The organism is Haemophilus aegyptius, assembly GCF_900475885.1.
Lineage (GTDB): Bacteria > Pseudomonadota > Gammaproteobacteria > Enterobacterales > Pasteurellaceae > Haemophilus > Haemophilus influenzae.
Genome location: NZ_LS483429.1, coordinates 892536 through 918533, shown reverse-complemented (window position 1 = coordinate 918533; position 25998 = coordinate 892536). Strand labels below are relative to the sequence as shown.

General features: G+C 36.8%; 22 protein-coding genes and 1 pseudogene. 5 read left to right on the top strand and 18 right to left on the bottom strand.

What is annotated here, in order from left to right:
- The first annotated feature begins 98 nt into the window (after positions 1-98).
- From DQN49_RS04890 to DQN49_RS10205, 3 genes are all read left to right on the top strand, one after another.
- Complete coding sequence (locus DQN49_RS04890; RefSeq protein ID WP_006996239.1) at positions 99-1940, top strand: DEAD/DEAH box helicase; 1842 nt, start codon at positions 99-101, stop codon at positions 1938-1940.
- Between the two features lie 117 nt (positions 1941-2057).
- On the top strand, positions 2058-3506 hold the full coding sequence (gene mltF, locus DQN49_RS04885; protein ID WP_065246975.1) for a membrane-bound lytic murein transglycosylase MltF: 1449 nt from the start codon (positions 2058-2060) through the stop codon (positions 3504-3506).
- Between the two features lie 4 nt (positions 3507-3510).
- The gene (locus DQN49_RS10205) at positions 3511-3663 is read left to right on the top strand and encodes a hypothetical protein (RefSeq protein ID WP_005648810.1); all 153 of its coding nucleotides are present in this window, start codon (positions 3511-3513) and stop codon (positions 3661-3663) included.
- A 133-nt stretch (positions 3664-3796) separates the two neighbouring features.
- Here DQN49_RS10205 and DQN49_RS04880 read toward each other — a convergent pair whose 3' ends face one another.
- The 3 genes from DQN49_RS04880 to arsC all read right to left on the bottom strand — a co-directional run bounded on the left by DQN49_RS04880 (position 3797) and on the right by arsC (position 4775).
- Positions 3797-4093: a DUF5377 family protein gene (locus tag DQN49_RS04880; protein WP_005648811.1), complete on the bottom strand. Its 297-nt coding sequence runs from the start codon at positions 4091-4093 to the stop codon at positions 3797-3799.
- An 18-nt stretch (positions 4094-4111) separates the two neighbouring features.
- The gene (locus tag DQN49_RS04875) at positions 4112-4357 is read right to left on the bottom strand and encodes an alternative ribosome-rescue factor A (RefSeq protein ID WP_006996236.1); all 246 of its coding nucleotides are present in this window, start codon (positions 4355-4357) and stop codon (positions 4112-4114) included.
- Positions 4358-4424: 67 nt separating this feature from the next.
- Positions 4425-4775, bottom strand: a complete 351-nt coding sequence (gene arsC, locus DQN49_RS04870; RefSeq protein ID WP_005664106.1) for an arsenate reductase (glutaredoxin) — start codon at positions 4773-4775, stop codon at positions 4425-4427.
- A 77-nt stretch (positions 4776-4852) separates the two neighbouring features.
- On the opposite strand from arsC, the gene DQN49_RS04865 reads away from it, so the two are divergent.
- Entirely contained in the window at positions 4853-5902 is a 1050-nt protein-coding gene (locus DQN49_RS04865) for an AI-2E family transporter (RefSeq protein WP_006996235.1), read from the top strand.
- Between the two features lie 114 nt (positions 5903-6016).
- Here the strand turns inward: DQN49_RS04865 and secF are convergent, their stop codons facing one another.
- The 14 genes and pseudogenes from secF to uvrA form a co-directional block, all read right to left on the bottom strand.
- The gene (gene secF, locus DQN49_RS04860) at positions 6017-6991 is read right to left on the bottom strand and encodes a protein translocase subunit SecF (protein WP_005686665.1); all 975 of its coding nucleotides are present in this window, start codon (positions 6989-6991) and stop codon (positions 6017-6019) included.
- A gap of 10 nt (positions 6992-7001) precedes the next feature.
- Positions 7002-8852, bottom strand: coding sequence for a protein translocase subunit SecD (secD, locus tag DQN49_RS04855; RefSeq protein ID WP_006996234.1), 1851 nt, complete (start codon positions 8850-8852; stop codon positions 7002-7004).
- A gap of 69 nt (positions 8853-8921) precedes the next feature.
- The gene (yajC, locus tag DQN49_RS04850; protein WP_005645638.1) at positions 8922-9215 is read right to left on the bottom strand and encodes a preprotein translocase subunit YajC; all 294 of its coding nucleotides are present in this window, start codon (positions 9213-9215) and stop codon (positions 8922-8924) included.
- Positions 9216-9322: 107 nt separating this feature from the next.
- On the bottom strand, positions 9323-9544 hold the full coding sequence (locus tag DQN49_RS04845; RefSeq protein WP_006996233.1) for a sulfurtransferase TusA family protein: 222 nt from the start codon (positions 9542-9544) through the stop codon (positions 9323-9325).
- Positions 9541-10059 (bottom strand): hemerythrin domain-containing protein, encoded by a 519-nt coding sequence (locus DQN49_RS04840; RefSeq protein ID WP_013527511.1) that lies wholly within the window; start codon positions 10057-10059, stop codon positions 9541-9543. Before DQN49_RS04840 ends, DQN49_RS04845 begins: the two co-directional genes overlap by 4 nt.
- Positions 10060-10085: 26 nt before the next feature.
- Positions 10086-11150 carry a restriction endonuclease subunit S gene (locus DQN49_RS10415; RefSeq protein WP_223395611.1) on the bottom strand — a complete coding sequence of 355 codons (1065 nt, stop codon included), beginning with the start codon at positions 11148-11150 and terminating at the stop codon, positions 10086-10088.
- On the bottom strand, positions 11095-13830 hold the full coding sequence (locus DQN49_RS04830; RefSeq protein ID WP_006996229.1) for an HsdM family class I SAM-dependent methyltransferase: 2736 nt from the start codon (positions 13828-13830) through the stop codon (positions 11095-11097). Before DQN49_RS04830 ends, DQN49_RS10415 begins: the two co-directional genes overlap by 56 nt.
- Before the next feature lie 89 nt (positions 13831-13919).
- Positions 13920-15068, bottom strand: coding sequence for a tRNA guanosine(34) transglycosylase Tgt (gene tgt / locus DQN49_RS04825; protein WP_006996228.1), 1149 nt, complete (start codon positions 15066-15068; stop codon positions 13920-13922).
- Between the two features lie 343 nt (positions 15069-15411).
- On the bottom strand, positions 15412-16503 hold the full coding sequence (gene queA / locus DQN49_RS04820; RefSeq protein WP_006996227.1) for a tRNA preQ1(34) S-adenosylmethionine ribosyltransferase-isomerase QueA: 1092 nt from the start codon (positions 16501-16503) through the stop codon (positions 15412-15414).
- Between the two features lie 123 nt (positions 16504-16626).
- On the bottom strand, positions 16627-17073 hold the full coding sequence (locus DQN49_RS04815; protein WP_006996226.1) for a hypothetical protein: 447 nt from the start codon (positions 17071-17073) through the stop codon (positions 16627-16629).
- A gap of 138 nt (positions 17074-17211) precedes the next feature.
- Positions 17212-18795: an autotransporter outer membrane beta-barrel domain-containing protein gene (locus DQN49_RS10655; protein WP_371258129.1), complete on the bottom strand. Its 1584-nt coding sequence runs from the start codon at positions 18793-18795 to the stop codon at positions 17212-17214.
- Positions 18788-19705, bottom strand: a complete 918-nt coding sequence (locus tag DQN49_RS10650; protein WP_371258130.1) for a S6 family peptidase — start codon at positions 19703-19705, stop codon at positions 18788-18790. The genes DQN49_RS10655 and DQN49_RS10650 overlap by 8 nt, the downstream gene beginning before the upstream one ends.
- Positions 19706-20452: 747 nt before the next feature.
- Positions 20453-21120 (bottom strand): annotated as a pseudogene (locus DQN49_RS10690) (S6 family peptidase); the annotation flags it as partial.
- Positions 21121-21543: 423 nt separating this feature from the next.
- A complete protein-coding gene (gene uvrA / locus DQN49_RS04805) occupies positions 21544-24375 on the bottom strand; it encodes an excinuclease ABC subunit UvrA (RefSeq protein WP_006996222.1) in 2832 nt (943 codons plus the stop codon).
- A 154-nt stretch (positions 24376-24529) separates the two neighbouring features.
- Here uvrA and DQN49_RS04800 point away from each other — a divergent pair, with 154 nt between their 5' ends.
- A complete protein-coding gene (locus tag DQN49_RS04800; protein ID WP_006996221.1) occupies positions 24530-25036 on the top strand; it encodes a single-stranded DNA-binding protein in 507 nt (168 codons plus the stop codon).
- Positions 25037-25213: 177 nt separating this feature from the next.
- Here DQN49_RS04800 and DQN49_RS04795 read toward each other — a convergent pair whose 3' ends face one another.
- Entirely contained in the window at positions 25214-25996 is a 783-nt protein-coding gene (locus DQN49_RS04795; protein WP_006996220.1) for an energy transducer TonB, read from the bottom strand.
- Positions 25997-25998 lie beyond the last annotated feature (2 nt).

Here is a 25998-nt window from a genome sequence, read left to right as displayed (position 1 = left end):
CTCTTTGCAGTAGAACGAATAGAAAAATTCATTCGCTCTGCTCAACTTAATAAACCGAAGGCCCGTTGAGCTTTCCTTATTTATATTCGAGTATTTTAATGACTAACAAAATTACTTTTAATAACTTAGGCTTACCTGAGTTCATCTTAAAAGCTGTTTCTGACTTAGGTTTTGAAACACCTTCTCCAATTCAACAATCTTGTATCCCGCATTTGCTCAGTGGCAATGATGTGCTAGGTATGGCACAAACGGGTAGTGGTAAAACTGCTGCCTTTGCACTGCCTTTACTCGCGCAAATTGATCCAAGTGAAAAACATCCACAAATGTTAGTGATGGCACCTACACGCGAACTTGCTATTCAAGTTGCCGATGCGTGCGAACTATTTGTTAAATATGCACAGGGCACTCGCATTGTTACCTTATATGGTGGCCAACGTTATGACATCCAACTTCGTGCATTAAAACAAGGCGCACAAGTGGTTGTGGGTACACCAGGTCGTATTCTTGACCATATTCGTCGCGGAACATTAAATCTTTCTGAACTTCGTTTTATCGTATTAGATGAAGCCGATGAAATGCTACGCATGGGTTTCATTGATGATGTAGAAACCGTCATGGCAGAATTACCAGAAAATCATCAAACTGCGTTATTCTCTGCAACAATGCCTGAACCGATCCGTCGTATTACGAAACGTTTTATGAATGATCCACAAGAAGTGAAGATCAAAGTGAATAACGAAAATGCCCCAGATATCGACCAAAGTTGTTGGTATGTACACGGCGTGCGTAAAAACGAAGCTCTTCTTCGTTTCTTAGAAGTGGAAGATTTTGATGCAGCGATTATTTTTGCTCGCACTAAAACTGGCACGTTAGACATTACAGAACTACTTGAAAAAAATGGTTTCCGTTCTGCCGCACTTAATGGCGATATGACACAACAATTACGCGAACAAACCCTCGATCGCTTACGTAACGGCAGTTTAGATATTGTTGTGGCAACCGATGTGGCTGCACGCGGTATCGATATTGAACGTATCAGCCTTGTGGTGAACTACGACATTCCGCTTGATGCAGAATCTTATGTACACCGAATTGGGCGTACTGGTCGTGCTGGTCGTTCTGGTCGTGCTTTATTATTCGTTGAGCCTCGCGAGCGTCGTTTACTTCGTAATATTGAACACCTAATGAAAAAAGGTATCAATGAAGTAGAATTGCCAAATCATCTTGTGTTACAAGAATGCCGCCGCAAAAAATTTGTCGCCAAAATTACGAAACAACTCGAGCATCACGATTTAGAACAATATCGTAGTTTATTAGAAGACTTATTCACAGCCGATCAGGATCAAGAAGATATTGCTGCAGCAATGTTGATGCTGCTTCAAGGCAAACAAAAACTTATTCTTCCACCTGATCCGCCAATGGAAAAACGTCGTCGTGAACGTAATGATCGCGGTGATCGCCGTGAAAATCCTCGTTCAGCTGAACGTCGTGGCGAACGTAAAGGCTATGGAAATCCACAACCAATGGATTTATATCGTATCGAAGTCGGTCGTGCAGATGGTGTAGAAGTTCGCCATATCGTTGGTGCGATTGCTAACGAAGGCGATATTAACAGCCGTTATATTGGTCATATTAAACTTTATGATGATTACACTACCGTTGAATTGCCACAAGGTATGCCGAAAGAATTATTGCAACAATTCGGAAAAACACGCGTATTGAATAAACAAATGCAAATGTCTTTCTTAGGTGCAGTAAAATCCGATAATTCCCGTGGCAGCGATGATTTTAACGGTAAACGTAAAGGTCGTGGTGGCGATTTCCGTGGAGAGCGCGGACGTGAACGCGGCAATGATAATCGTGGAAATCGTAAATTTAATGAAAAAAGTAACCGCACTTTTAGCGACAAACTACGCCGTGATCGTAGATCATCATTCTAAAAATAAATCGTCTGATATTTTACATACACTTAGCCCCTTGAACCTCAAGGGGCTTTTTATTGTCTATAGTGAAAGTTTTGGCTACAATCCCATAACTTTTTTATATAGGAAAAATCATTGAAAGGTCTTTTTTTACGTATTATTACTGCTCTAGCGTTATTATTTTGGGCTATTGATATGGTGTTCCCATGGCAATTTTTACGTCATACTGAAGAAAATCATTATACTGCAATTCAAGCTAGGGGATCACTTTATGTAGGAACAATAAATAACCAGATTTCTTATTTTATTAATAAAGATAGCGAACGAGGCTTTGAATATGAATTAGCCAAAGCATTTGCTGATACTTTAGGCGTAGAACTCGAAATGAAAATTTTCGATAATCAAGAGCAGTTATTTGATGAACTTGATAAACACAATATTGATTTAGCTGCCGCCCACCTTTTATACCATCCTAAAAATGCGGAACGTTTCCAAATAGGTCCTGCATATCATTCTGCTTCATGGCAATTAGCTTATCGAAAAAATGAAAATCGTCCTAAAAATTTAGGTAACGTAAAGAAAGATATTTATATCTCAAATAATTTAGCATTAGAAGAAACGCTAAAAGAATTACAAAAACAATATCCACAATTAATTTGGAAAAGAAATCAAGCACTTACTCAAGAAGAACTATTACTACAACTGGCTGAAGGCAAAATTCCTTACGTTATTGCAAATTCTATTGATATTGCTGCAATTCAACAAATCAAACCAGAATTAGCCATTGCCTTTGATATTACTGATGAAGCAAACGTTCACTGGTATTTACCCAATAGCCCCTACCGCGATCTACAAACGGCTTTACTCAATTTTATGAATAATGCCGAAGAAACGGGACTTTTAGATAATTTAAAAGAAAAATATTTAGGGCATATTTCACAATTTGATTACGTGGATACGCGCTCTTATATAAACGCAATTGAAAATACCCTGCCACAATTCTCACCGCTCTTTGAAAAATACAAAGGTAAATTAGATTGGAGATTACTCGCAGCAGTCGCTTATCAAGAGTCTCATTGGAATCCAGATGCAACATCACCTACGGGCGTGCGTGGCATAATGATGCTGACGAAAGATACCGCACAATATATGAAAATCAGTGATAGAACAGATCCTGAACAAAGCATTAAAGCGGGATCAGGATATTTACACTGGCTGATTAGTCAAATTCCAGAAAGCATTGAAAAGGAAGAAAGAATTTGGTTTGCCTTAGTTGCCTATAACATAGGACTCGGTCACTTAATTGATGCACGCCGTTTAACTCAAAATCTTGGAGGAAATCCAGATAATTGGCTCGATGTGAAAAAAAATCTGCCTTTATTAGCAGAAAAACGCTATTATTCCCAACTGAAATACGGCTATGCGCGAGGCTATGAAGCCCATCAATATGTAGAAAATATTCGCCGCTATATGAATAGCATAGTGAATTATCATCGAGTCCAAGAAAATCAAACAACGAATGATAATGCCAACAACGAAAGTGCGGTTAAAAATTTAGAAGAAATAAAAGAAAATAAGGATTAATAAAATGTTAAAACGTAAAACTTTTCTTAAAAAGAAAGCTAATTTACAACAAAGTTCTTTATCACGAAATCTACGTTTAAGACGTTTAAAACACCGCAAACAACAACAATTTTCGAGACATTCATTACAATTTGTCGTACAAGAAATTTGTTGCTAAGTAATCTATTTTTCTTATCAAAATAAAGAAAAAATAACCGCACTTTTTTATGTAATTTATATCATTAAAGTGCGATCTTTGTTTTACAATAATCGTAAAATATAGTGTGAAATTTTATAGATTAATCAATATTTTATTCTAATTTTATCCCTAAGTTTCCAATTTTCACACCGACTAGACCAATCGAGACGGGATCAAAATAATCCCCTAAAAATTTGAACAATTCATTTAACTCTGTAAAAGAACGCTGAATTTTTATTTGATCCTCCACTTTACGCACAAATTCATAGCGTATGTTATTTTCTTCAAAATAAGCTGTTAGAGTTAAATAAATCGTTTCAAAGAAATGGCTTTTTGCCCCCTCCTCTCCGGGATCACTAATACGCACATTCCATGTATTATTAAGTAGAATTTGAGGCTGTTTTGACATATTTTACTCCTTATTATTTTAACCTAAGAAAAACCCGATTATAAAGTTTCTGTAATCAAAAAATTTATAATCGGGCTTTTCAAACATTTTCCCTGGGTGTTTCGCCTTACGTTGGTAACTGCCTTTCCCTTTACGTTTTTTCTCAACACGTTGGCGAAATAATTTATCGCCTAGCAATGCCATCACTGCATTATCTTTTATCACGCCTCGAGTGTGCAAATAAACGGTTTCATTTTCAACCACACTTTTTTGTTTCTTTCTCATAAATTTTCCTTAAAAAAGCCGCGGAAGGATTTCCACGGCTGATGTATTATACATGCAAACGTTTAAATTACAAAATCTCAAGTACAGTTTCTGGCGGACGCCCGATTTTAGCTTTATCGCCATTAATAACAATTGGGCGTTCAATAAGTGCTGAATGTTCACTTATCGCTTTAAATAATTCTGCTTGAGAAAGATCTAAATTATCTAAATTTAAGCTTTTATATAGTTCATCTTTCGTACGCATCATTTGTCGCACATCATCAATTCCTAATTTTTTGGCAATGCTTTGTAATTCATTCACGGAATACTGCTTTTGCAAATACAGTTCAATAATCGGCTGAATACCTTTATTTTCTAATAATGCTAGCGTTTCACGGCTTTTTGAGCAATGTGGGTTGTGATAAATAATAACAGACATAGGATTTCCTCTTAGTAGCTATAAACACTGTAAATTTTAACTTATAATGGCGAAAAATACTTATAGGAAAAGAAATTATGCTAGAAATGTTAAAAAGCTGGTACTCACGCCGTTTAAGTGATCCACAAGCGATGGGACTATTAGCAATATTATTATTTGGCTTTATCTCCATTTATTTTTTTGGAGATTTAATTGCACCTTTGTTGATTGCTCTAGTGCTATCCTATTTACTAGAAATGCCAATCAATTTTTTAAATCAATATTTAAAATGCCCAAGAATGTTAGCGACAATTCTTATTTTCGGTAGTTTTATTGGTCTAGCAGCAATTTTCTTTTTGGTATTGGTGCCAATGTTATGGAATCAAACTATTTCCTTATTAAGTGATTTGCCCGCTATGTTTAATAAATCTAATGAATGGCTACTCAATTTACCCAAAAATTATCCTGAACTTATTGATTATTCAATGGTAGATTCTATTTTCAATTCTGTGCGAGAAAAAATCCTTGGTTTTGGCGAATCTGCTGTAAAACTTTCTTTAGCCTCTATTATGAACTTAGTTTCCTTAGGAATTTATGCTTTTTTAGTACCATTAATGATGTTTTTTATGTTGAAAGATAAATCAGAACTTTTACAAGGGGTAAGTCGATTCTTACCAAAAAATAGAAATCTCGCATTTAAAGTCTGGAAAGAAATGCAACAACAAATTTCTAATTACATTCACGGAAAATTATTAGAAATACTGATTGTCACTTTAATCACTTATATTATTTTCTTAATTTTCGGGCTAAACTATCCGCTCTTATTGGCTTTTGCGGTGGGTCTTTCAGTTCTCGTCCCTTATATTGGCGCAGTTATTGTGACGATTCCTGTTGCATTGGTTGCTTTATTCCAGTTTGGAATCAGCCCAACATTTTGGTACATCATTATTGCTTTTGCTGTAAGCCAACTTTTAGATGGAAATCTCCTTGTGCCTTATTTATTTTCTGAAGCCGTCAATTTACATCCACTAATTATAATCATTTCAGTATTAATTTTTGGCGGTTTATGGGGATTTTGGGGTGTATTCTTTGCCATTCCTTTAGCCACTTTAGTAAAGGCCGTAATAAATGCCTTACCTCAAGATTAAATAATCTTTGAATTTTAAGTAGTCTATTTTAATTAGAGCTTTATATAAATAAAAAATAGTTAATCGTAAATTTTCGATTAACTATTTTTTTAATTTATTCTAAAAGTAAATTAACTAAGGTAATTCATCAATTTCTTTATCTACTTTAGGTGGGATCATATGTTCACGACGTAAACCAACATCGTATGCAATGGCGATGGCAACAAAAATCGAGGAATAAGTACCAAATCCAATACCTACGAGTAAAGCAAGTGAAAAGTTATGAATGGAAGGACCACCAAAGAAGAACAATGCCATCACGACAACTAATGTAGTAACCGAAGTAATGATAGTTCTTGATAAAGTTTGCGTTAAAGAAATATCAATAATATCAATCGTATCCAATCGTCTAATTTTTCGGAAATTTTCACGAACCCGGTCAAATACCACAATACTATCGTTGATGGAGTAACCCACCACAGATAAAATCGCTGCGACAAAAGTAAGATCAATTTCAATTTGTAATGCAGAGAATACCCCTAGCGTAATAATGACGTCGTGCGCAAGAGAAGCGATACTGCCAAAGCCTAAACGCCATTCAAAACGTGACCCCACATAAATAAGCACCATTGCTAATGTCGCTAAAGTCGCATATACCGCACCTTGTGCTAATTCTTCACCAACATTTGGGCCAACGAACTCAATACTACGAATTTGAATGTCTTTATCTACATTCTGTAGCATACTTTTGACGTGTTCACCAATGGTAGAATCATTATTACTTGCAGGTAAACGAATCATCACATCCTGAACTGATCCTGTGGTTTGTACAATTGGGCTTTCAATTCCATTTTCGTGAAGTTTACTACGAATTTGTTCAAGGTTAGCGGACTGCGAGAAGTGAGTATCAAATACCACTCCACCAGTAAAATCTAAGCCCCAGTTAAATCCTTTGGTAATAATAAAAAATAGAGAAATTACCATCAAAAGTGCGGATAATATATAACCCAATTTACGCACTTTCATAAATTCAGTCAATGGGAACGGGAGCTTTATCCCATTGATTTCACGGATAAAATGTCCGTCTTTATCTTTTGTAAAAAGTTTCATCATTTCCCGCCTAAATTAATAATTTTTTAAGTTGTTTGCCGCCGTAAAGGGCATTAACTAATGCGCGAGTTCCAGTAATCGCGGTAAACATAGAAATCGCAACACCAAGTGAAAGCGTAATCGCAAAGCCTTGAATTGGGCCTGTTCCTACCGCGTATAGAATAATTGCGGTTAAGATTGTGGTTAAGTTTGCATCAAAAATAGAAGTAAATGCGCTGTTATAACCTTCATTAATGGCTTGCTGAATTGAACGACCATTACGAATTTCTTCTTTAATACGTTCAAAAATCAATACATTCGCATCTACTGACATACCTAAAGTTAAAACGATACCCGCAATACCCGGCATTGAAAGTGTCGCACCAGGTAAAATAGACATTAATCCCACAAGTAATACGATATTAATAACAAGTGCAAAACTTGCAATCACACCAAACATTTTGTAGTAAAACAACATAAAGGCAATAACAGCAACTAATCCCCAAAGACTCGCATTAATCCCTTGCTCTACGTTTTGCGCACCTAATGATGGGCCAATTGTGCGTTCTTCAACAATTTGAATTGGTGCAATTAATGCGCCAGATTTCAATAAGGTAGAAAGATTATGTGCTTCGGCAATACTATCAATACCAGTAATTTGGAAATTAGAACCAAAACGTCCTTGAATTGTTGCAACATTAATCACTTCTTCATGCTTTTCTAAAATAGTTTTACCATTTTCATCTTTTTTACCGTTATCTTTATATTCAACATAAAGCGTTGCCATTGGTTTCTTGTAATATTTTTTAGTGGTCTGAGACATAATCTCGCCACCTTCGCTATCCAAAGTTACACTCACTTGCGGCGTGCTTGAATGCTGATCTAAACCAGAGCTTGAATTAATAATATGCTCCCCACCTAATACGGCACGTTTAAATAATGCAACAGGATGACCTTGGCGATCATATTTAACTTCCGAATCAGCTGGTAACATATTACGAGAAATAGCATCAGCCGTAACATTTTGATTTACGATACGAAACTCAAGTGTTGCCGTTGCCCCTAAAATTTCTTTTGCGCGTGCAGTGTCTTGAACACCTGGTAATTCAATCACAATACGCTCCGCACCTTGACGTTGAATTACCGCTTCTGCAACACCTAATTCAGCAACACGTTTACGTAAAATCGTTAAGTTTTGCTCAATGGCTAAGTCGCGAGCTTCATTTAATGCTGCAGTAGATAGCCCTAAATTAATACTATCAGCATCAGGCTCAGTAATATCTAATGTTGGATGTAATTGGCGAATAATTCGCTCAGCTTTAGCACGCTGGCTCACATTAGCTAAGGTTATCAACGTACCAAAATGCTCAGTATTTTTAATGGCAGTATATTGAATTTTTTCTTTACGAAGTTCGCCACGCAAACTATCTTGTAATTGCTCTTGGCGTTTTACAAGTGCGGCATTCATATCGACTTCCATCAAAAAACGAACTCCACCACGTAAGTCTAATCCCCATTTCATAGGATTCGCACCAAACATACTTAACCAAGCTGGAGTGGCTGGAGCAAGATTTAATGCGGTGGTGTAATTATTGCCAAGACGTTCAGCAATTTTATCTTTAGCAAGAAGTTGATCATCGGTATTAGTAAAACGAGCTAGAATTGAGCCATTCTCAAGCACGATAGATTTGGTTGGAAGATTATTGGTTTTAAGCACATCTTGAACTTGTCCAAGCACGCTAGTATTTGCTTCTTGACCGCGTGTACCGGAAATTTGCACCGCAGGATCTTCACCATAAATATTTGGAAGAGAATATAAAATCCCGATGACCACAATAAAAATAACCATCAAATTCTTCCATAATGGATAACGGTTTAACATAGTTTTCCTTTTCTTTTCTAACGCACAGAGCCACAATGCGTGGCTCTGGAAAATAATTTAACGTTACTCTTAAAGTGATTTTAATGAACCTTTAGGAAGAACGCTCACAATGTAGTTACGATTAATCGTAATTTCTGTCGTGTCGTTTAACGCAATCACGATACTATCGCTACCTTCGGTTACTTTAGTAATTTTGCCGATTAAACCACCAGCAGTTAAAACTTCAGTACCTTTTGCAAGCTCAGACATCAATTTTTTGTGTTCTTTATTGCGTTTAGCTTGCGGGCGATAAATCATAAAGTAGAAAATTAAACCAAAGATCACGAAAATAAATAGCGTGGACATTGGGCTTTGTGCTTCCATTGTGTTTTCCTTATTAATTTAAGTTAAAAATTTTGCGTAAAATACCATAAATTGCTTCATTGGGAAAGGCGAACTAAGCCCAATATCCTACGTTATGGCGATTATTTTTATTTTTTCAAGATAACGATAAATTCTTTTTCCGAAGTGTAATATTGCTCGACTAAAGCAACAGAATTTTCTTCGGCAAAAATAGAAAAATTTTCCACCGCACTTTCAAGGTTTAAGATCAACATTAGCTCATCATTTTTATCCAAATTTTTTAAGGCTTTTTTGGCACTTAAAAGAGGAATGGGGCATCGAAGTGCGGTTAAATTGAGCTGATATTTCATTCTTTAACTTGACGACGAGCACTCATGCGCTTGCCCATTTCAGTCAAAATATCCGCACTTAAGCATTCACGCCCCATTTCAAATAACGGCTCTTCTAACGCAATATGACGATCATAACCTTGAATAAAGCGTTCAATTAAATATTCATCAATATTTTGACGTTGTTCAGAAATAAGCTCTTCTAACTGCACAGATAATGCATTCCAATTTTCATGCAAATATTCGTGCTGTTTTTCTAATTCATCAATGGAAGTTTGTGTTTGCGGAGCCACTTTGACTAATTGAGGGAAAAAATCTAATTCTTCATCATCGTGATGTAACGGTGCGGCACGATTGAAATAAGTTAAAATTTGCTCAACATCATTTAACACAGCCTGAGTATAGCCGTGTTTTTCTAGATAATCAGGCAAAATGCTTAACTGACGACAAAAACGTTTTACCTTGCTATGGCAGGCATAAAGCATTTCAATCGGCTCATTCCAAGTGGCGAATTGTTGAGGTTCAAGAATTTGCATAAGGTTTCCTTTGTTAAAATAAAAGATCAAAGCCATTTATCTAAAACCGCTTTTTTCTCCTGCCTTGAATTTTCCAACACTTTTTCTAGTTCAGAAATTTGGGTTTCGATTTCATTGATTTGATTAACGATAGATTGTTGTTCATTTAAATCTGGGACAAGGAAAGAAATATTACCAATTGTGCTTAGATTTAATTCAATCTGTCCACTTGCACCAGTCGCCATTCGTTCAATTGTTTTAAACCCTATATGTGCTAAAGAATACATAGCAAATTTAGGTAAAACTTTCTCATTAGGGCGGAAAATAGTAATGTGGCTATCTACAACAAAATCTCCATCTAATCCAAATAATGTAACTCGACCTGCAGTACCCTCTCCTGTTGAATTAATAAGAATATCTCCTTTCTGTAATTTCCTTTCATCAATAATAAAATTATCAGCCAAGAAAAATCTTTCATTGAAAAGAAATTCATTATATCCACGAGCTTGCCCAGATTTAATGACTTGAATTGATGAATTTCCGTATTTAGGTGATTTCCCACGCTTTAATAATAATTGTAACTCATTGATTTTAAAGCGTTTTACCCCCCCCCGCACGATTTCTAACTCATTGAAAATTTTAGCAAATTTTGCACGATATTCTTCGATTTGCATGCGAGTGCGGTTAAATTCATCATCAATTTTTTGACATTCTTCGACTACTTTTTGTTGAATGTCTAGAGGGACTTTAGGAATAGGTAAACGTTTAATATCATCAGGATAGACGTGTGGTTGTGCTGCACCACGCGCTAAATCAAAAATATTTTCTTGAATACTTTGCAAATATGTAAAAATAAATTTTGTCCCCACATAATTATCTGCTCTCACAGTTGTACAATCAGATGCAAAAATTTTCTCTGTCCAAAAATTTACAAATCCTGCATTTGCACCTGAGGCACTAATAGTAATTGTGTTTTCCATACGGTTAAATTCATTATGCATATAAGCAAAGTTTTTTCCTCCTGCAACAACTTTGTAATCTCCTACAATTGCATTTTTAGCAGTAATTGATTTGCCTTTTTTTAATTTCTGCTGGAAACTCTTCCAATGCAATAATGGGATACTTACTCAAAACCTTAATTTTCTTTTGAACGTTAGTGCGAATGGCTTTATCAAAATCCACACGGCTAAAATCCAGCATTTGTGTAAGCGGTAATAGGCTCACATAATTTGCTAACGTTTGCGGAATTTCGACCGCTTGTTGGTTGAAATTCTGGCGAATAAGGCAGTTAATTTTGGTTTCATCAAACAAGTTTTGTGGGTTAAACAACGGAGTTTGAATTTGGTTAATACCTTTGAGTTTTGCTAGGCTATCGTCCTCATCACCGCTGGTTTGATTGAGATATTTAATCCCTTCGCTGCCTTTTGCCGAACTCCATTCATAACCTAAAAAGGCTTTCTTTTCTTTGTTGTCCGCAGGCATTTTCACCACTAACACATCTTGCGGATTATTTTGTGCCAACATAAAGAATTGCATCTTATCCGCCTCAATCGCTTTGGCAAAATTGAGCCACTCTTTGGCTAAATTTGCTGATTTTGCAAATTTTCTTTTCTCAAATGCCTTGCGGTATTCTTGGAAAAACTCTGTTTCAGCAATTGCCAAAGGCATTTCTTCGATGGCAGATAAGAAAGCTTTGTAATCATCAAGATTAAAACCGCAATGGTTGCAATAACTTTGTAACAAATGATGATCTTCAAATAAGCCATCAAAGCCAAAGTTACCACTTTGCCATTGTTCTATGCGATTTTTATAGTGTTCGCTTAAATTTGGTGTTGCTTGCTTACGGCGTAAGAAAAGGGTGGCTGTGTTTGTACCTGTTTTGCTAAATGTGCCTGAACCAAATTCTGCAATGGCGACTAAATCAAAATGTTGTAGCAAAATTTCACGGCATTTAATGTAAATGTTGCCGTTGGTTAAAATACTAGAAGGTAATACTATAACCGCAATCCCTTCAGCGTGAAGAAGTTGTTTGGCTTTTTCAATAAAGAAGGTTTCAATGCTGTTAAAGGTTTCTTCGTTATCAATGTTTTCATAAAGGGTAAATTTGGCTTTATCTTCATCGGAAATAGTAGATAAAAAGCCTTTAACGCTATATGGTGGATTAGCCACTAATAAAGAGAATGAACCATCTTGTAAGGCTTTACCTTGTTCTTGATTTTGAGCAAGGGCATCGGCATAGATAATATTCATCTCATCTTGCCCATACATAAAGGCAGAAACCTTTGCCACTTTGGATAAGCGGTATTCTTTTTCAATACCATAGATTTTTTGGTAAAACTCAGATAGATTCCGACCGCTATCTTTTAGCAAGGGTTTGATTTGGCTTGCGTATTCCGTTAAGAAATGCCCTGCACCACAAGCGTAATCAATTACTTTTGGTGCATTTTTATTTTGTAAAACCTGTTCCAGTGGCAGTGAAGAAATCAAAAATTTCACAATCGGCATTGGAGTAAAAAACTGTCCTTCTGATTGTTTTACTCCTTGATCTAAAAAGCCCTCAAATAAATCACCCAAAAATTGGTGCTGTTCTTCTTCACTTTTGAGTTTGATGTCTTGCAACATTTGCACGATTTCTTTCAAAATTACTGCATTTTGAAAGAAGAGCTTTTCATTATGTACATCTAGAAATGCAAAAGGGTTGTTGGAATAGAATTTAAGTTGCGTAAAGTATTCTAAAACAGTGCGTTTGGTTTCATCTTTTTTATTTTTGAACAAATGAAATGCGTTGTTGATTTCTTCTTCGCTGATGTAGGTTACTTCTTCGCCCAAAAAATCTTTCATACCAATTTTATAAAGTTGTTGTAGACGATCTTGCAAGTCGTAGTGGTTATCGCTGGCGGCACCTTTCCAATAAACTTTTAAATTTTCAGGGTTGGCTTTTTCGTCCACTACTTTGCATAGAAAGATATTAACCAGTTTATCAAAAGCATTTTCACGTGCTGAAACGTTATGCTGGCGCATAATCGTGGCAAATTGATGATATTTTTTCTGAATGGTGTCGTTATCAACAATTTTAAGATCGTTCACATTATAAGGACGATTACCGACTTTAAAGATTTCTGATTCAAAGAGATTATGCGTAATAAAGTCTTGTTGATAGGTATCTGTCCAAACGTTGAAATAATCCACTTTTGCCCCATTTTCTGCTTGAATTTGGGCAAAACTTTGTAATTTATCGTTGTTTTTCAAGAAGTCATTATTATCTGTCATCGAAATCAGATGATAAATGGATTCCACTTTATCATTGCGAAAATCTGAACAATATAAACAAAGCCATTTAGCTCGGCGGTAAGTATTAAAATAGTTAAATAACTGTCCACCATTTTTTAACATTTTCGCCCATGCTTTAGAAAATTCTCGACTTTTGCCATCATCTGCGGTTTTACATTCAATTAGTAAGTATTCCACGCCATCGTTATCTTGCACAATAATATCGCAGAAACCACCTGTATCACCGTGTCCACCTGGCATACCTTGTTCTAAAATAATATGTTCTGGTTTATAACCAGATTGTAATAAGTTATGCACACACTCAAATACCACAAAATTTTCAGGTGCAGAAAAGTTTTTAGTAGTATCTCGTTGTGCTTTTAAGCCTTCAGGATAAATTAATTTTTCGTTAGCAAAATCGACTTTTAATTCATAACTGTTGATTGTTTTATAATAAATTTTATTCGTTTGAGAAAAGTCTAAAGAAGAGAGTAATTCAGGAAAGTTTGAGCGAGTAATCATATATTATCTATTTATTGTGAGGTTTATTATTCATTATACTAAAAAGTGCGGTCAAAAAACGTTTTATTTTTCTACCGCACTTTTATTAATTATGATTTATCCGCTAATTGTAATGGCGGAACAGGTTTGCCCATGCGAGCATAGAATTCCACCACAAAATCATCAAAACGATCATCTTCAATCGCTTGACGAATTTCCGCCATTAAACGTTGATAATAGCGTAAATTGTGAATGGTATTTAAGCGTGCACCTAAAATTTCACCGCATTTATCCAAGTGATATAAATAAGCTTTCGTATAGTTTTTACAAGTGTAACAATCGCAGTGAGGATCTAACGGGCTGGTATCATCACGATATTTTGCATTACGGATTTTGACAATGCCGTCTGTCACAAATAAATGGCCGTTACGTGCGTTACGGGTTGGCATTACGCAGTCAAACATATCAATGCCACGACGCACGCCTTCCACTAAATCTTCTGGTTTACCCACGCCCATTAAATAACGTGGTTTGTCAGCTGGGATTTGTGGGCAGATGTATTCTAAAATGCGGTGCATATCTTCTTTTGGTTCGCCTACCGCTAAACCGCCCACCGCATAACCGTCAAAGCCAATATTCACTAAGCCTTCTAATGATACTTTACGTAATTCTTCAAATACACCGCCTTGAATAATACCAAATAGCGCATTTTTATTGCCTAATTCATCAAAGCGATCGCGGCTGCGTTTTGCCCAACGAAGTGACATTTCCATAGATTTTTTCGCATAATCGAAAGTCGCTGGATAAGGCGTACATTCATCAAAAATCATCACGATATCAGAACCTAAATCATATTGAATTTCCATGGATTTTTCAGGCGAAAGGAAAATACGCTCACCATTAATTGGGTTTTGGAATTTTACGCCTTCTTCGGTAATTTTACGTAATTTACCTAAACTGAATACTTGGAAACCGCCACTGTCAGTCAAAATCGGACGATGCCATTGCATAAAATCGTGCAAATCACCGTGTTTACGCATAATTTCTTGCCCTGGACGTAACCATAAATGAAAAGTGTTACCCAAAAGAATTTCTGCACCTGTCGCACGCACTTCTTCTGGCGTCATGCCTTTTACCGTGCCATAAGTACCCACTGGCATAAACGCAGGGGTTTCTACACTGAATATGCCTTGTGGACGTTCAAATACCAAGCGACCACGGCGAGCATTGCCGCTTGTTTTATCTAATTCATACTTCATTTTTGCTCCAACGAATAAACAGTTCGAAGATTTTTTAAACAAAAAAGCCTGTTAAAAAATACAGGCTTTGTGATATCATATTTTCAATGCTCTTTGAGCAGAGGCGGATCTACTAAGATAGTCCGCCAGTTGCCGCTGTCGGGCTATTTCGTAGATCCTGAGTTTGTTAATCATACTAAGGATAAAAATATGACTAAATTTATGATTAAGTTGGTCATCATTATTCTACTTTGCCTGTTATTGAAAAGTAGCACTGGCTATTAGTAGTTGATGCCGACAAGAGATGGTTACCGCCATCTCTTGTTCTTTATTGTAAGTGCTGACTAATTACAAGTCAAACAACTTATTCTAAACCTCTCACATTAGAATTTTTATTAATAAACATCGCATCGCCATAACTAAAGAAACGATATTTTTCTTGTACTGCATGCTTATACGCATTCATGGTATTTTTATAACCAGCAAAAGCTGAAACTAACATAATCAAAGTGCTTTCAGGTAAGTGGAAATTAGTAATTAAACAATCCACCACTCGGAATTTTTTACCCGGATAAATAAAAATAGAGGTATCAGAAAAATAAGGCTCAATTAAATCTGGATTGCCAAATTCTTCCGCAGAAAGTGCCGCACTTTCAATAGAACGAACAGAAGTAGTTCCCACTGCAATTACACGTTTGCCCGCTTTTTTTGTTGCGATAATCGCATTACAGACTTCTTGAGAAACTTCCACATACTCCGCGTGCATTACGTGATCTTCAATATTTTCCACACGAACTGGCTGAAATGTTCCCGCGCCCACATGTAATGTAACAAATTCAAAATTCACACCTTTCTTTTTAAGTTTCTCAAGCAAGGGATCATCAAAATGTAAGCCTGCTGTTGGTGCTGCTACCGCACCTGGTACTTTACTATAAACCGTTTGATAACATTCTTTATCGGCTTCTTCATCTGGACGATCGATATAAAGCGGTAATGGCATATGCCCAATGGTTTGCAACACATCTAAAAGAGCGGTTGATTTATCACTTAATTCCACTTCAAACAACGAACTATGACGAGCTTTCATTACTGCTTTAATGCCATTATTTTCGCCTAATTTATCTTCCCCTAAAAATAATTCAGCCCCTTCTTTAGGGGATTTCGATGAACGAATATGCGCTAAGAAACGATGTTCATCTAACATTCTCTCAACTAAAACTTCAATTTTGCCACCACTGGCTTTACGCCCAAACATTCTTGCAGGAATAACGCGCGTATTATTAAAAATCAACAAATCGCCTTCATCAATTAAATCTAATACATCAGAAAAAGTGCGGTGAAAAATTTCTCCGTTTTCGCCATTTAACTGTAATAAACGACAAGAAACACGATCAGTTTTAGGATAACGAGCAATTAATTCATCGGGTAAATCAAAGTTAAAGTCTGAAACACGCATAACAAAATTTAGGTTAAATAAAATAGGCGGTAAGTCTAATTTGAATTGAAAATGATCTCAAGAAAAAATCTCCCCTCGGGGAAGATAAAATAACCAGCAATTATGCTGGTTATTTGGGATTAATTATAAATTTGCTTTTTTAGTTGCTTTTACGTTTACATCACAATTTTTGACGATGATACTATCGCTAGATTTACCTTTTTGAATTAAATTGACAGGCACAATAGAATCAAATTTATCTAACGTTAAGCCACTATCTACATTCCAAACATAATCCCCAGAAACGAAACTTGTAAAGTCATTTTGTGATTTATCACGAGTAAAATCTTTCGCAATAATGCCATCGCCCACACTTACCATTGCAGCAACTGGTTCTTGGTTTTCAAATTGATACACCGCAGTCACAGTTTCTTTATTGCAGGAATATACAACTGTTTTATCAGTGATTGTTGGAAGCGTTTGCATTTCAGTCATTTGCGCAGATGATTTTGTCATTTCAGGTGCATCCTTTGCACAAGCAGATAATACGACTACAGCAGCAAATGCTGGTAAAATTTTAGTTAAATTCATTATTAAATCCTCTTAATTAATCCCCTATATAGGGTGCTACTTAGATACCTTTAATAAAATAAAGTTCCATTATTGGAATAAACAAGGTGGGATTTGCCCCGTCTTGTTTATCAATAAACGATAAAATTATGTTGATTTTTACCAACGATACCCCAATTTCACGCCCACATTTTGCTGTTTGCCGAGTTGTGAACCTTGAGATTTTGAGATAAAAGCAGAAATTTGGAAATGTAAAATTTCTGCCTTTAATCCCACTTCTTTTTGCCAATAACGCCCAAATGATTGTTGCAACATAGTGCGATTTACAGTGGTTTGTACGTTAGTGTTTGAAACATCAACATAATTGACGAAGAAATAAGGCTTAACACTGATATTATCTGTCGGGGTAAATGTATAATCAACTCGAATGCCAGCATTATAGCGATTAAATGCAAGGCTCGGTGTTTGCACTTTCAATTCTTCAGATTGATAATTTTCACGTTCAATAAAATATCGATTAACACCAAAATAAGGCTGAATACCCAATTGCCCTAAACGGAACTGATAACTTACATTCACACCATAATTTATCGCTTTTCGATGAATTTTTCGGCTTTGTTCTTCAGCCATTTTACTCGCACTAATTCCCGCACCCATGTTTACACCAAATTGTAAATCGCCCCATTGATATTGGGCAAAACCCGACATCATCGTTAATGTCGCGTGATTTTTAACCTGTTCATCAAAGGTATTATCTGAACGGCTATGCGAGAAAACCGCCCCAATTCGTCCATTATCTAAGGCTTTTTGCACCCCAATTTGACGCAAGTTCGTTTTCTGCTTATAAGCACGGAACGCATCAGAATCATAGCGTCTTTTATCCTGTGCGATATTTGTCCACAGGGCAGATTGTGCTTGATCTACAAAAAGATGATCCAATTCATCTTGAACGGAAAGCATACTATTTACTGTTGCAGACAACTCCGATAACGCACTATTTGAGTAACGGCTGATCAAGTCTTTTTGTTTGTCTTGTCTTTTCGCTTGTTCTTCTTGAGCTTGACGTTCTTTTTTCACTTGCTGTTGGGCATTAATAACCTCAAGTGCGGCTTGTGATACGTTTAACTGGCTTTGATCAGACGGGGTATCAGAAAACACCGCTCTTCTTGACCGCACTTTTGGCTTACTTTGTTGTTTTTTAGCAGTCAGTTCAACTTGTTTGGCTTCTAATGTTTGTTCTGCTTGCTCTGCTCTTACTAAATCATTGCGCAATTCCTGCTCTTTTATTGGGTTATGCAAGCGGAATTCGCCATTATTCTTCACTAATTTATAACGTAATGCACCTGCATCAACGTGGTCATTTTCTAAAGTGAATGTGAGTTTGTTTGATAACGGTTTATTATCTTTGCTTTCAACCAAAGTTAATTGCTCAAGGGTCACGGGTTCTTTGCCTGTGTTGCGAACAGATAATGTGTAATCGCCCTCAGCGTCATTCGATAATTTTAATTTATCGATTTTATAGCCAAATAAAGATGAAGTAAATTGGAATGTGCCTTGCCCGTTCAATTTACCATTTACTGTCAATGTGTTGAAACGATGTTCTGCCGATTTTGGCGTTGTTTCCGTCTCTAATGAACGGCGGCGACGGCGTGGTGCATTATTTGGACTAGCTGAATAAGCTGAATTTAACGTAACAGTACTATTATTTAGCGTTAAATTCTGCAATGTAGCATCGCTAGGCATTGTCCAAGCCGCATTTTCCAACGTCACTGTTGTGCCTTTGTCGCCCTGAATTTGGTGCGAAAAATGGCTGTTTTTTTAAAGAAAATTGAGCAGAATCCGTTAAATGCACATTACCGTTTAACGTGGCATTATTTACCATTGCATTTGCGTGATTTGAAAGTTTGATATTGCCTATTTGGGTGGCATTATTACTCAATGTAAATTGGCTATGATTTATTAAAGTGACATTACCATTAAGTTTTGCTAAACCATTAATATTCACTGTTGCATTATCAGTTAAATTAATAGAGCCATTAATTTGTGTTATGGGTATGGAATTAATAACTTTTTTATCGGTTAAATCAACTGTTTTACAAGTCGTTAATCCTGTCCAATCTGAACGCGTGCAAATGGTATTTTGCTGATTTGGCACAACACCAAATGTGGCATTTACATTATTGCTGACTGTCCAATTTCCCTCAATTGAAGAAACATTGCGAGAAACCACCGCACTTCCGCCTTTAATTTGGAAGTTTTCAGCTTTAAATGTGCGGTTGATCCAATCGTAATCCCACACAATTTCGCCTTGTGGGATACCTTCCATTTCTGACCAACGTTTGTCTAAATGATTGTAGGCGTGGGGTGTCGGTCTACCGCTGAAAAATAGTTTACCTTTTGTTTGGGTAATATCGCCTTTTAAGTTTGTGCCACCTGAAAGTAGCAAAGTACGATCTTCTGTGGTTGGTTTATAAATAAGGTTTAATCGTCCATTGTGTTTATTTTCATCTGTTTCACCAAACAGACCGTTGTAGGCAATTTCTTTGCTGTAATCAAGTTTATTAATATTATTTTTATTAGTTGGAACAGTAATGCTTTCGTTCCCAGTAATACTGACATTAGCGGCTTGAGTTGTATTATGGTTCACAATCATCGCCCCCTCGTCCGTATTTTGGATACGTTTAAAGGTTAATGAATGCCCGTTAAGATCTAAGCGACCACCACGAAATCCGAAATAAATATTGTTAGGATCAACTTGATCTGCACTATTTAATTGAACTGTTGCTCGACCGCTTACAATGCCAACTTCTTTAAAGGCTTGTTTTTTACCATCATTATCCGCTTTTTGATCTAAGATAACGGTGCAGTTACCCACACTAATGTTACCTAGGTTTTTACCTGTGCCATTAACAAAGAGTGTTCCAACACCAATTTTAGATAGGCGATCATTTTCAGGATTGTGAACTTTCCATTCAACAGTTGCATCTTGCCCAATAGATACGCCAGCACCTTGATTTATATTATTTTCAATTGTTAAAGTTCCTGTTCCTCGATCACCAAAGTAAATATTTTTTCCGTGTTCCATTCTTGGTTGGTAAATATTATATCCTGGAGCTGTTTTAGCTCGTTCTTTGGCGGTTTTCTCTAATGATGGATTAAATAACTTCACAGTTCCTACTTCTGATTTAGCTTTAGAGCCATCTTTACTAGGTCTAGTTAAAGTTAATTTACCTGTACCATCATTATTTGATACAAAGGAATAATGTCCATTTATTGAGGGAATATAGCGTCGAAAAACACTAGGGGTATCAACTGCTAAAACTTCAGTATAAAACCATTCTTCACGTATTAGCTGAAACCCATTACCTCTCCCCACAAAAGGATGTCCAGTTTGTAATACCCCGTTTATAAACCATTTTTGTTTCTCCGCATCATAAATAAACATTGGTGAGCCACTATCACCCTGAGCTCCTATAGGTAATGGACCATAATGATTAGATCTAATTATATTACCGCTAAAATGAACTGTACCATTATCGCCACTACTTTGAGTATGTGTATTTCCTGCAATAAGGTAGTTATACGCCTCTGAAATATCGTATGAACTATATGCATTTGTTTCTTCATCCTTATCCGTACGCCAATACTGGTGTCCTGAACCTATACGCACACGCTCAGGATAGTCATACCTATCGGTTCAGCTTCGGTTACAAATTTATGTAAACGTGGCATATGATAATCTCCATCATAAGGATGCTCTCTCTCCCAAGCCTGATAATTATTCCTTTTTACAATTTGATAGGTAAAGCGGTGCTGATCAGGATTTCGTCCTTCTGCACCAAAATCAACATCGTTATATCCGCCGTTATGTGCCACACTCACAATATACTGATCGCCTACTAATGCCCCCACCCCATTTCGCGACACCACAGAAAAATCAATCATAGGTGCTTTTGTCATTGATGTGCCAACTAAATGCCCTTCTTTGTTATAAACCTCAATATTTTTAGCCCCAACTGTGAACTTCCCTTTATTCTCAGCAAAATCACGATAATATTGGTAGTCAATCTCAAAATAAGTGTGACCTGTCCAAGCTTGCGATATTATCCCTAATGAAATACAAGCGGTTAAAAAATTCAGACAAAATACAGTTTTTTTTCATAAAATTTATTTAATTAAGTAATTTTTCGTATTAAAAAATACGTGGTTAAACGACTATTGAACAATAGTTGAACAATAAAAGTGCGGTGATTTTCTGAGGGATTTCAGCTAAAAAAACGAACTAAAAGGCACAAAAGAAAATAAAGGAGTAAAACTATATAGTAATTAAGCCAAAATTTCTAGGTTTTGGCTTAATACTTAGTGGGTAATCTTATCTTACGATGGATTAATATTGTATGTAATTTATACAAATAATTAAAATTAAAACAATATCACTAATAAAATAACCGCACTTTATGTGAGTTTTCTCTGAAAGTGCGGTCATTTTTTCTAAGGTTTTTCTAAAATCGGTTTAAGGAAGCGAGCGGTGTGGGAACTTTCTACTTTGGCAACTTGCTCTGGTGTACCCGTCGCAATAATTTGTCCGCCGCCACTGCCTCCCTCTGGACCAAGATCGACAATCCAGTCTGCGGTTTTAATCACATCAAGATTGTGTTCAATGACGACTATAGTATTTCCTTGGTCGCGTAATCGATGCAGTACTTCAAGTAATTGCTTAATATCAGCAAAATGCAAACCAGTCGTCGGTTCATCTAGAATATACAAAGTTTTACCCGTATCACGTTTAGAAAGTTCCGTTGCTAGTTTCACGCGTTGTGCTTCGCCGCCTGAAAGTGTTGTGGAAGATTGACCTAATCGAATATAAGATAATCCCACATCTATCAAGGTTTGTAATTTTCTTGCAATCATTGGAATCGCATCAAAAAACTCGCGCGCCTCTTCCACCGTCATGTCCAAAACTTGATGGATGGTTTTGCCTTTATAACGAATTTCTAAGGTTTCGCGATTATAGCGTTTGCCTTTACATTGGTCGCAAGGAACATAAACATCGGGCAAAAAGTGCATTTCAACTTTGAGTACACCATCTCCTTGACAAGCCTCACAGCGTCCACCTCGTACGTTAAAGCTAAAACGTCCTGGATTATAACCGCGCGCACGTGCCTCTGGCACCCCTGCAAAAAGCTCGCGAATTGGGGTAAATAAGCCTGTATAAGTGGCTGGATTTGAACGTGGCGTGCGCCCAATCGGGCTTTGGTTAATATCAATAACTTTATCGAAATGTTCTAATCCCTCGATAGATTGATAAGGTGCGTAATCCGTCTTTTCCGCTCTATTTAACGCATTTTGCGCAAGTGGAAATAAGGTGTCATTAATAAGTGTGGATTTTCCTGAACCAGACACACCTGTCACGCAAGTAAACAAACCAACGGGAATATCTAAATTCACATTTCTTAAGTTATTACCTGATGCACCTTTAAGTTTGAGCCATTTTTTCTTATCAAGTGCGGTGCGTTTTTTCGGGATTTCGATTTTATCTGCGCCCGATAAAAATTTTCCCGTGATGGAATTTGGATTGAGCATAATTTCATCGGCATTTCCTTGCGCAATAACTTGTCCGCCATGCACGCCAGCACCAGGTCCAATATCAATAATATGGTCAGCTGCACGAATCGCGTCTTCATCGTGCTCCACGACAATTACCGTATTACCAAGATTACGCAAATGAATTAACGTATTAAGTAAGCGTTCATTATCACGTTGGTGCAAGCCAATAGAGGGTTCATCTAATACATACATTACGCCAACAAGTCCCGCACCAATTTGACTCGCAAGGCGAATACGTTGCGCCTCCCCACCTGAAAGAGTTTCAGCAGAACGAGAAAGAGAAAGATAATTCAAACCAACATTGACTAAAAACTGCAAACGCTCGCGGATTTCTTTAAGAATTTTTTCCGCAATTTGTGCTTTTTGACCAGTGAGAGAAAGTGCGGTAAAAAATTCGAGGGTTTCGCCAATGCTTTTTTCCGCAATTATCGGCAAATTGGTTTTTCCAATATACACATTACGCGCTTCGGGTCGCAAACGAGAACCGCCACAATCTGTACAAGGTCGATTGCTAATATTTTTCGCTAATTCTTCACGCACCGACATTGATTCCGTTTCTTTATATCGGCGAGCCATATTATTCAAAATCCCTTCAAAAGGGTGCTTGCGAATAACCACATCGCCACGATCATTCATATATTGGAATTCAATTTCCTCTTTTCCTGAACCCTGCATAATGATATGTTGAATCTTCTTTGGCAAAGATTCATAAGGGGCTTCAACATCAAAATGATAATGTTTCGCCAATGATGTAAGTATTTGATAATAATAGAAATTACGACGATCCCAACCTTTTACCGCACCACCAGCAAGAGAAATAGTTGGATTTTGCACCACACGATCTTCATCAAAATATTGCTGCACACCCAAGCCATCACAAGTTGGGCAAGCACCTGCAGGATTGTTAAAGGAAAATAAACGAGGCTCTAATTCTGGCACAGAATAACCACAATGCGGACAAGCAAAATTTGCTGAAAAAATTAATTCTTCCGTTTTCGGATTATTCATATCTGCCACAATCGCAGTGCCACCTGAAAGCTCTAATGCGGTTTCAAAAGACTCTGCTAAACGTGTTGCTAAATCTGACCGCACTTTAAAACGATCAACCACTACTTCAATAGTATGTTTTTTCTGTAAGGCTAATTTTGGCGGATCAGATAAATCGCAAATCTCGCCATCAATACGCGCACGAATATAACCTTGCGCAGCAATATTTTCTAAAATCTTAACGTGTTCGCCTTTTCGATTTTTGACAACTGGCGCAAGTAACATCATCTTGCTGTCTTCTGGCAAACTTAATACTTTATCCACCATTTGACTAATTGTTTGTGCAGTTAATGGAACATCATGATCTGGACAACGCGGCTCCCCTACTCGTGCAAACAATAAACGTAAATAATCGTAAATTTCCGTAATTGTTCCCACTGTAGAACGTGGATTGTGTGAGGTAGATTTTTGTTCAATCGAAATTGCAGGGGAAAGTCCCTCAATAGAATCCACATCAGGCTTTTCCATTAAAGACAAAAATTGACGCGCATACGCCGAAAGAGATTCAACATAGCGGCGTTGCCCTTCCGCATAAAGTGTATCAAAGGCTAAAGAGGATTTTCCCGAACCTGAAAGCCCAGTAATCACCACAAGTTTATTGCGTGGAATAGTTAAATTAATATTTTTCAGGTTATGGGTTCTAGCCCCGCGAATATCGATATTTTCCATAAAATAACTCAAAAGTATGAAATAAATGTAAATTTTGCGATCATTATCGCATATTTTAATATCTGTGTAAATATCCAGTTAAAATATATAGATCTTTTAAAAAATTTCAGGCAAAATAACCGCACTTTTTTTAGATAAAAAATGAGGTTTTTTTATGGCTGGAATTAATAAAGTCATTATTGTAGGTCATTTAGGTAATGATCCTGAAATTCGTACTATGCCAAACGGCGATGCCGTTGCAAATATCAGCGTAGCAACCAGTGAAAGCTGGAACGACCGTAATACTGGCGAACGCCGTGAAGTAACAGAATGGCACCGCATTGTATTCTATCGTCGTCAAGCAGAGATTTGCGGCGAATATTTACGCAAAGGCTCTCAAGTGTATGTGGAGGGTCGTTTAAAAACACGTAAATGGCAAGATCAAAACGGTCAAGATCGTTACACCACAGAAATTCAAGGCGATGTAATGCAAATGCTTGGTGGACGTAATCAAAACGCAGGTGGTTATGGTAATGATATGGGCGGTGCGCCACAACCTTCTTACCAAGCTCGTCAAACTAACAATGGTAATAGTTATCAATCATCTCGCCCAGCTCCACAACAATCTGCACCACAGGCTGAACCACCAATGGATGGATTTGATGACGATATTCCGTTCTAAATTACATAGATTGAAAAGTAAATGATAAAAATCAGAGAGAAGCTGAATAAAAGAGAGCTTCTCTTTTTATTTTACTAATTAAAAGGACTAAACCTATGATTATAGATTTAGTCCTTAATTTTATAGCTTTAGTTTTAGGGAAGATTAATTGCTACCATTTATCTTCCATATCACATTTTATTGAAGAGTAAAACTAATTTGCACATTTAAACTCGAAGGGAATCCTGCGGGTCTTGTTCCAACAGAGCGAGATACGTTAATAGCGTCTAATGCCGCCTTATCTAAACTTTCATCGCCTGAGGATTTTGTAACCTTAGCACCACTTAACGAACCATCAGCCCCTACATTAAAAGATACACTCACTTTTCCTTGTTTGCGCATTATCTTCGCTCGAGTTGGATAACGTTTATGGCTTTCAATTTCACGGCGGATTGCAGAACGGTAAGCCGCTATTTCACTCGTATCCGTTCCACTTCCTGCTACCTGTGCATTGCTATTAGCTGCGCTTGTTGTACTTGCTTTATCATTTACGTTGGCACTTGAATCAATATTTTCATCGCCTTTTGGTAGCTCTTTATTGATTGGTTTCTTTTGTGGTTTAACCTCTTTTTTAGGTTTATTTTTCGGCTTTTCTTTTGGTTTTGGCTTTTCCTTTTCTGGTTCTTTGATTTTTTTCGGTTCAGGTTTTATTGTTGGATCTTCTACAATTTCTTGTTTTTCTGGTTCTGGCTCTTTTTGTACATTTTCTGGCTCTTTTTGTACATCTTCTGGCTCTGGAGCAGGTTCTTCCAACACCATGCCCTGTAATAGCTCCATAGAAATACTTGTAGATATATCGCCTTGTGCGCTATTTGCGCTATCACTTGGCTCATTCCAATTCCATAAGATAAATCCTATAACAATACCGTGTGCGATCAAAGAAATAAGCAAACCCAATAGCGAACGTTTTGTTTGCTGCATAA

Excerpts from the sequence above, each read along its gene's own strand:
- DQN49_RS04890 (WP_006996239.1), top strand. The coding sequence starts at position 99 with ATGACTAACAAAATTACTTTTAATAACTTAGGCTTACCTGAGTTCATC.
- DQN49_RS10205 (WP_005648810.1), top strand. The coding sequence starts at position 3,511 with ATGTTAAAACGTAAAACTTTTCTTAAAAAGAAAGCTAATTTACAACAA.
- DQN49_RS04880 (WP_005648811.1), bottom strand. The coding sequence starts at position 4,093 with ATGTCAAAACAGCCTCAAATTCTACTTAATAATACATGGAATGTGCGT.
- DQN49_RS04875 (WP_006996236.1), bottom strand. The coding sequence starts at position 4,357 with ATGAGAAAGAAACAAAAAAGTGTGGTTGAAAATGAAACCGTTTATTTG.
- arsC (WP_005664106.1), bottom strand. The coding sequence starts at position 4,775 with ATGTCTGTTATTATTTATCACAACCCACATTGCTCAAAAAGCCGTGAA.
- DQN49_RS04865 (WP_006996235.1), top strand. The coding sequence starts at position 4,853 with ATGCTAGAAATGTTAAAAAGCTGGTACTCACGCCGTTTAAGTGATCCA.
- secF (WP_005686665.1), bottom strand. The coding sequence starts at position 6,991 with ATGAAACTTTTTACAAAAGATAAAGACGGACATTTTATCCGTGAAATC.
- secD (WP_006996234.1), bottom strand. The coding sequence starts at position 8,852 with ATGTTAAACCGTTATCCATTATGGAAGAATTTGATGGTTATTTTTATT.
- yajC (WP_005645638.1), bottom strand. The coding sequence starts at position 9,215 with ATGGAAGCACAAAGCCCAATGTCCACGCTATTTATTTTCGTGATCTTT.
- DQN49_RS04845 (WP_006996233.1), bottom strand. The coding sequence starts at position 9,544 with ATGAAATATCAGCTCAATTTAACCGCACTTCGATGCCCCATTCCTCTT.
- DQN49_RS04840 (WP_013527511.1), bottom strand. The coding sequence starts at position 10,059 with ATGCAAATTCTTGAACCTCAACAATTCGCCACTTGGAATGAGCCGATT.
- DQN49_RS04830 (WP_006996229.1), bottom strand. The coding sequence starts at position 13,830 with ATGATTACTCGCTCAAACTTTCCTGAATTACTCTCTTCTTTAGACTTT.
- tgt (WP_006996228.1), bottom strand. The coding sequence starts at position 15,068 with ATGAAGTATGAATTAGATAAAACAAGCGGCAATGCTCGCCGTGGTCGC.
- queA (WP_006996227.1), bottom strand. The coding sequence starts at position 16,503 with ATGCGTGTTTCAGACTTTAACTTTGATTTACCCGATGAATTAATTGCT.
- DQN49_RS04815 (WP_006996226.1), bottom strand. The coding sequence starts at position 17,073 with ATGAATTTAACTAAAATTTTACCAGCATTTGCTGCTGTAGTCGTATTA.
- DQN49_RS10655 (WP_371258129.1), bottom strand. The coding sequence starts at position 18,795 with ATGCCTAGCGATGCTACATTGCAGAATTTAACGCTAAATAATAGTACT.
- DQN49_RS10650 (WP_371258130.1), bottom strand. The coding sequence starts at position 19,705 with ATGATTGTGAACCATAATACAACTCAAGCCGCTAATGTCAGTATTACT.
- uvrA (WP_006996222.1), bottom strand. The coding sequence starts at position 24,375 with ATGGAAAATATCGATATTCGCGGGGCTAGAACCCATAACCTGAAAAAT.
- DQN49_RS04800 (WP_006996221.1), top strand. The coding sequence starts at position 24,530 with ATGGCTGGAATTAATAAAGTCATTATTGTAGGTCATTTAGGTAATGAT.
- DQN49_RS04795 (WP_006996220.1), bottom strand. The coding sequence starts at position 25,996 with ATGCAGCAAACAAAACGTTCGCTATTGGGTTTGCTTATTTCTTTGATC.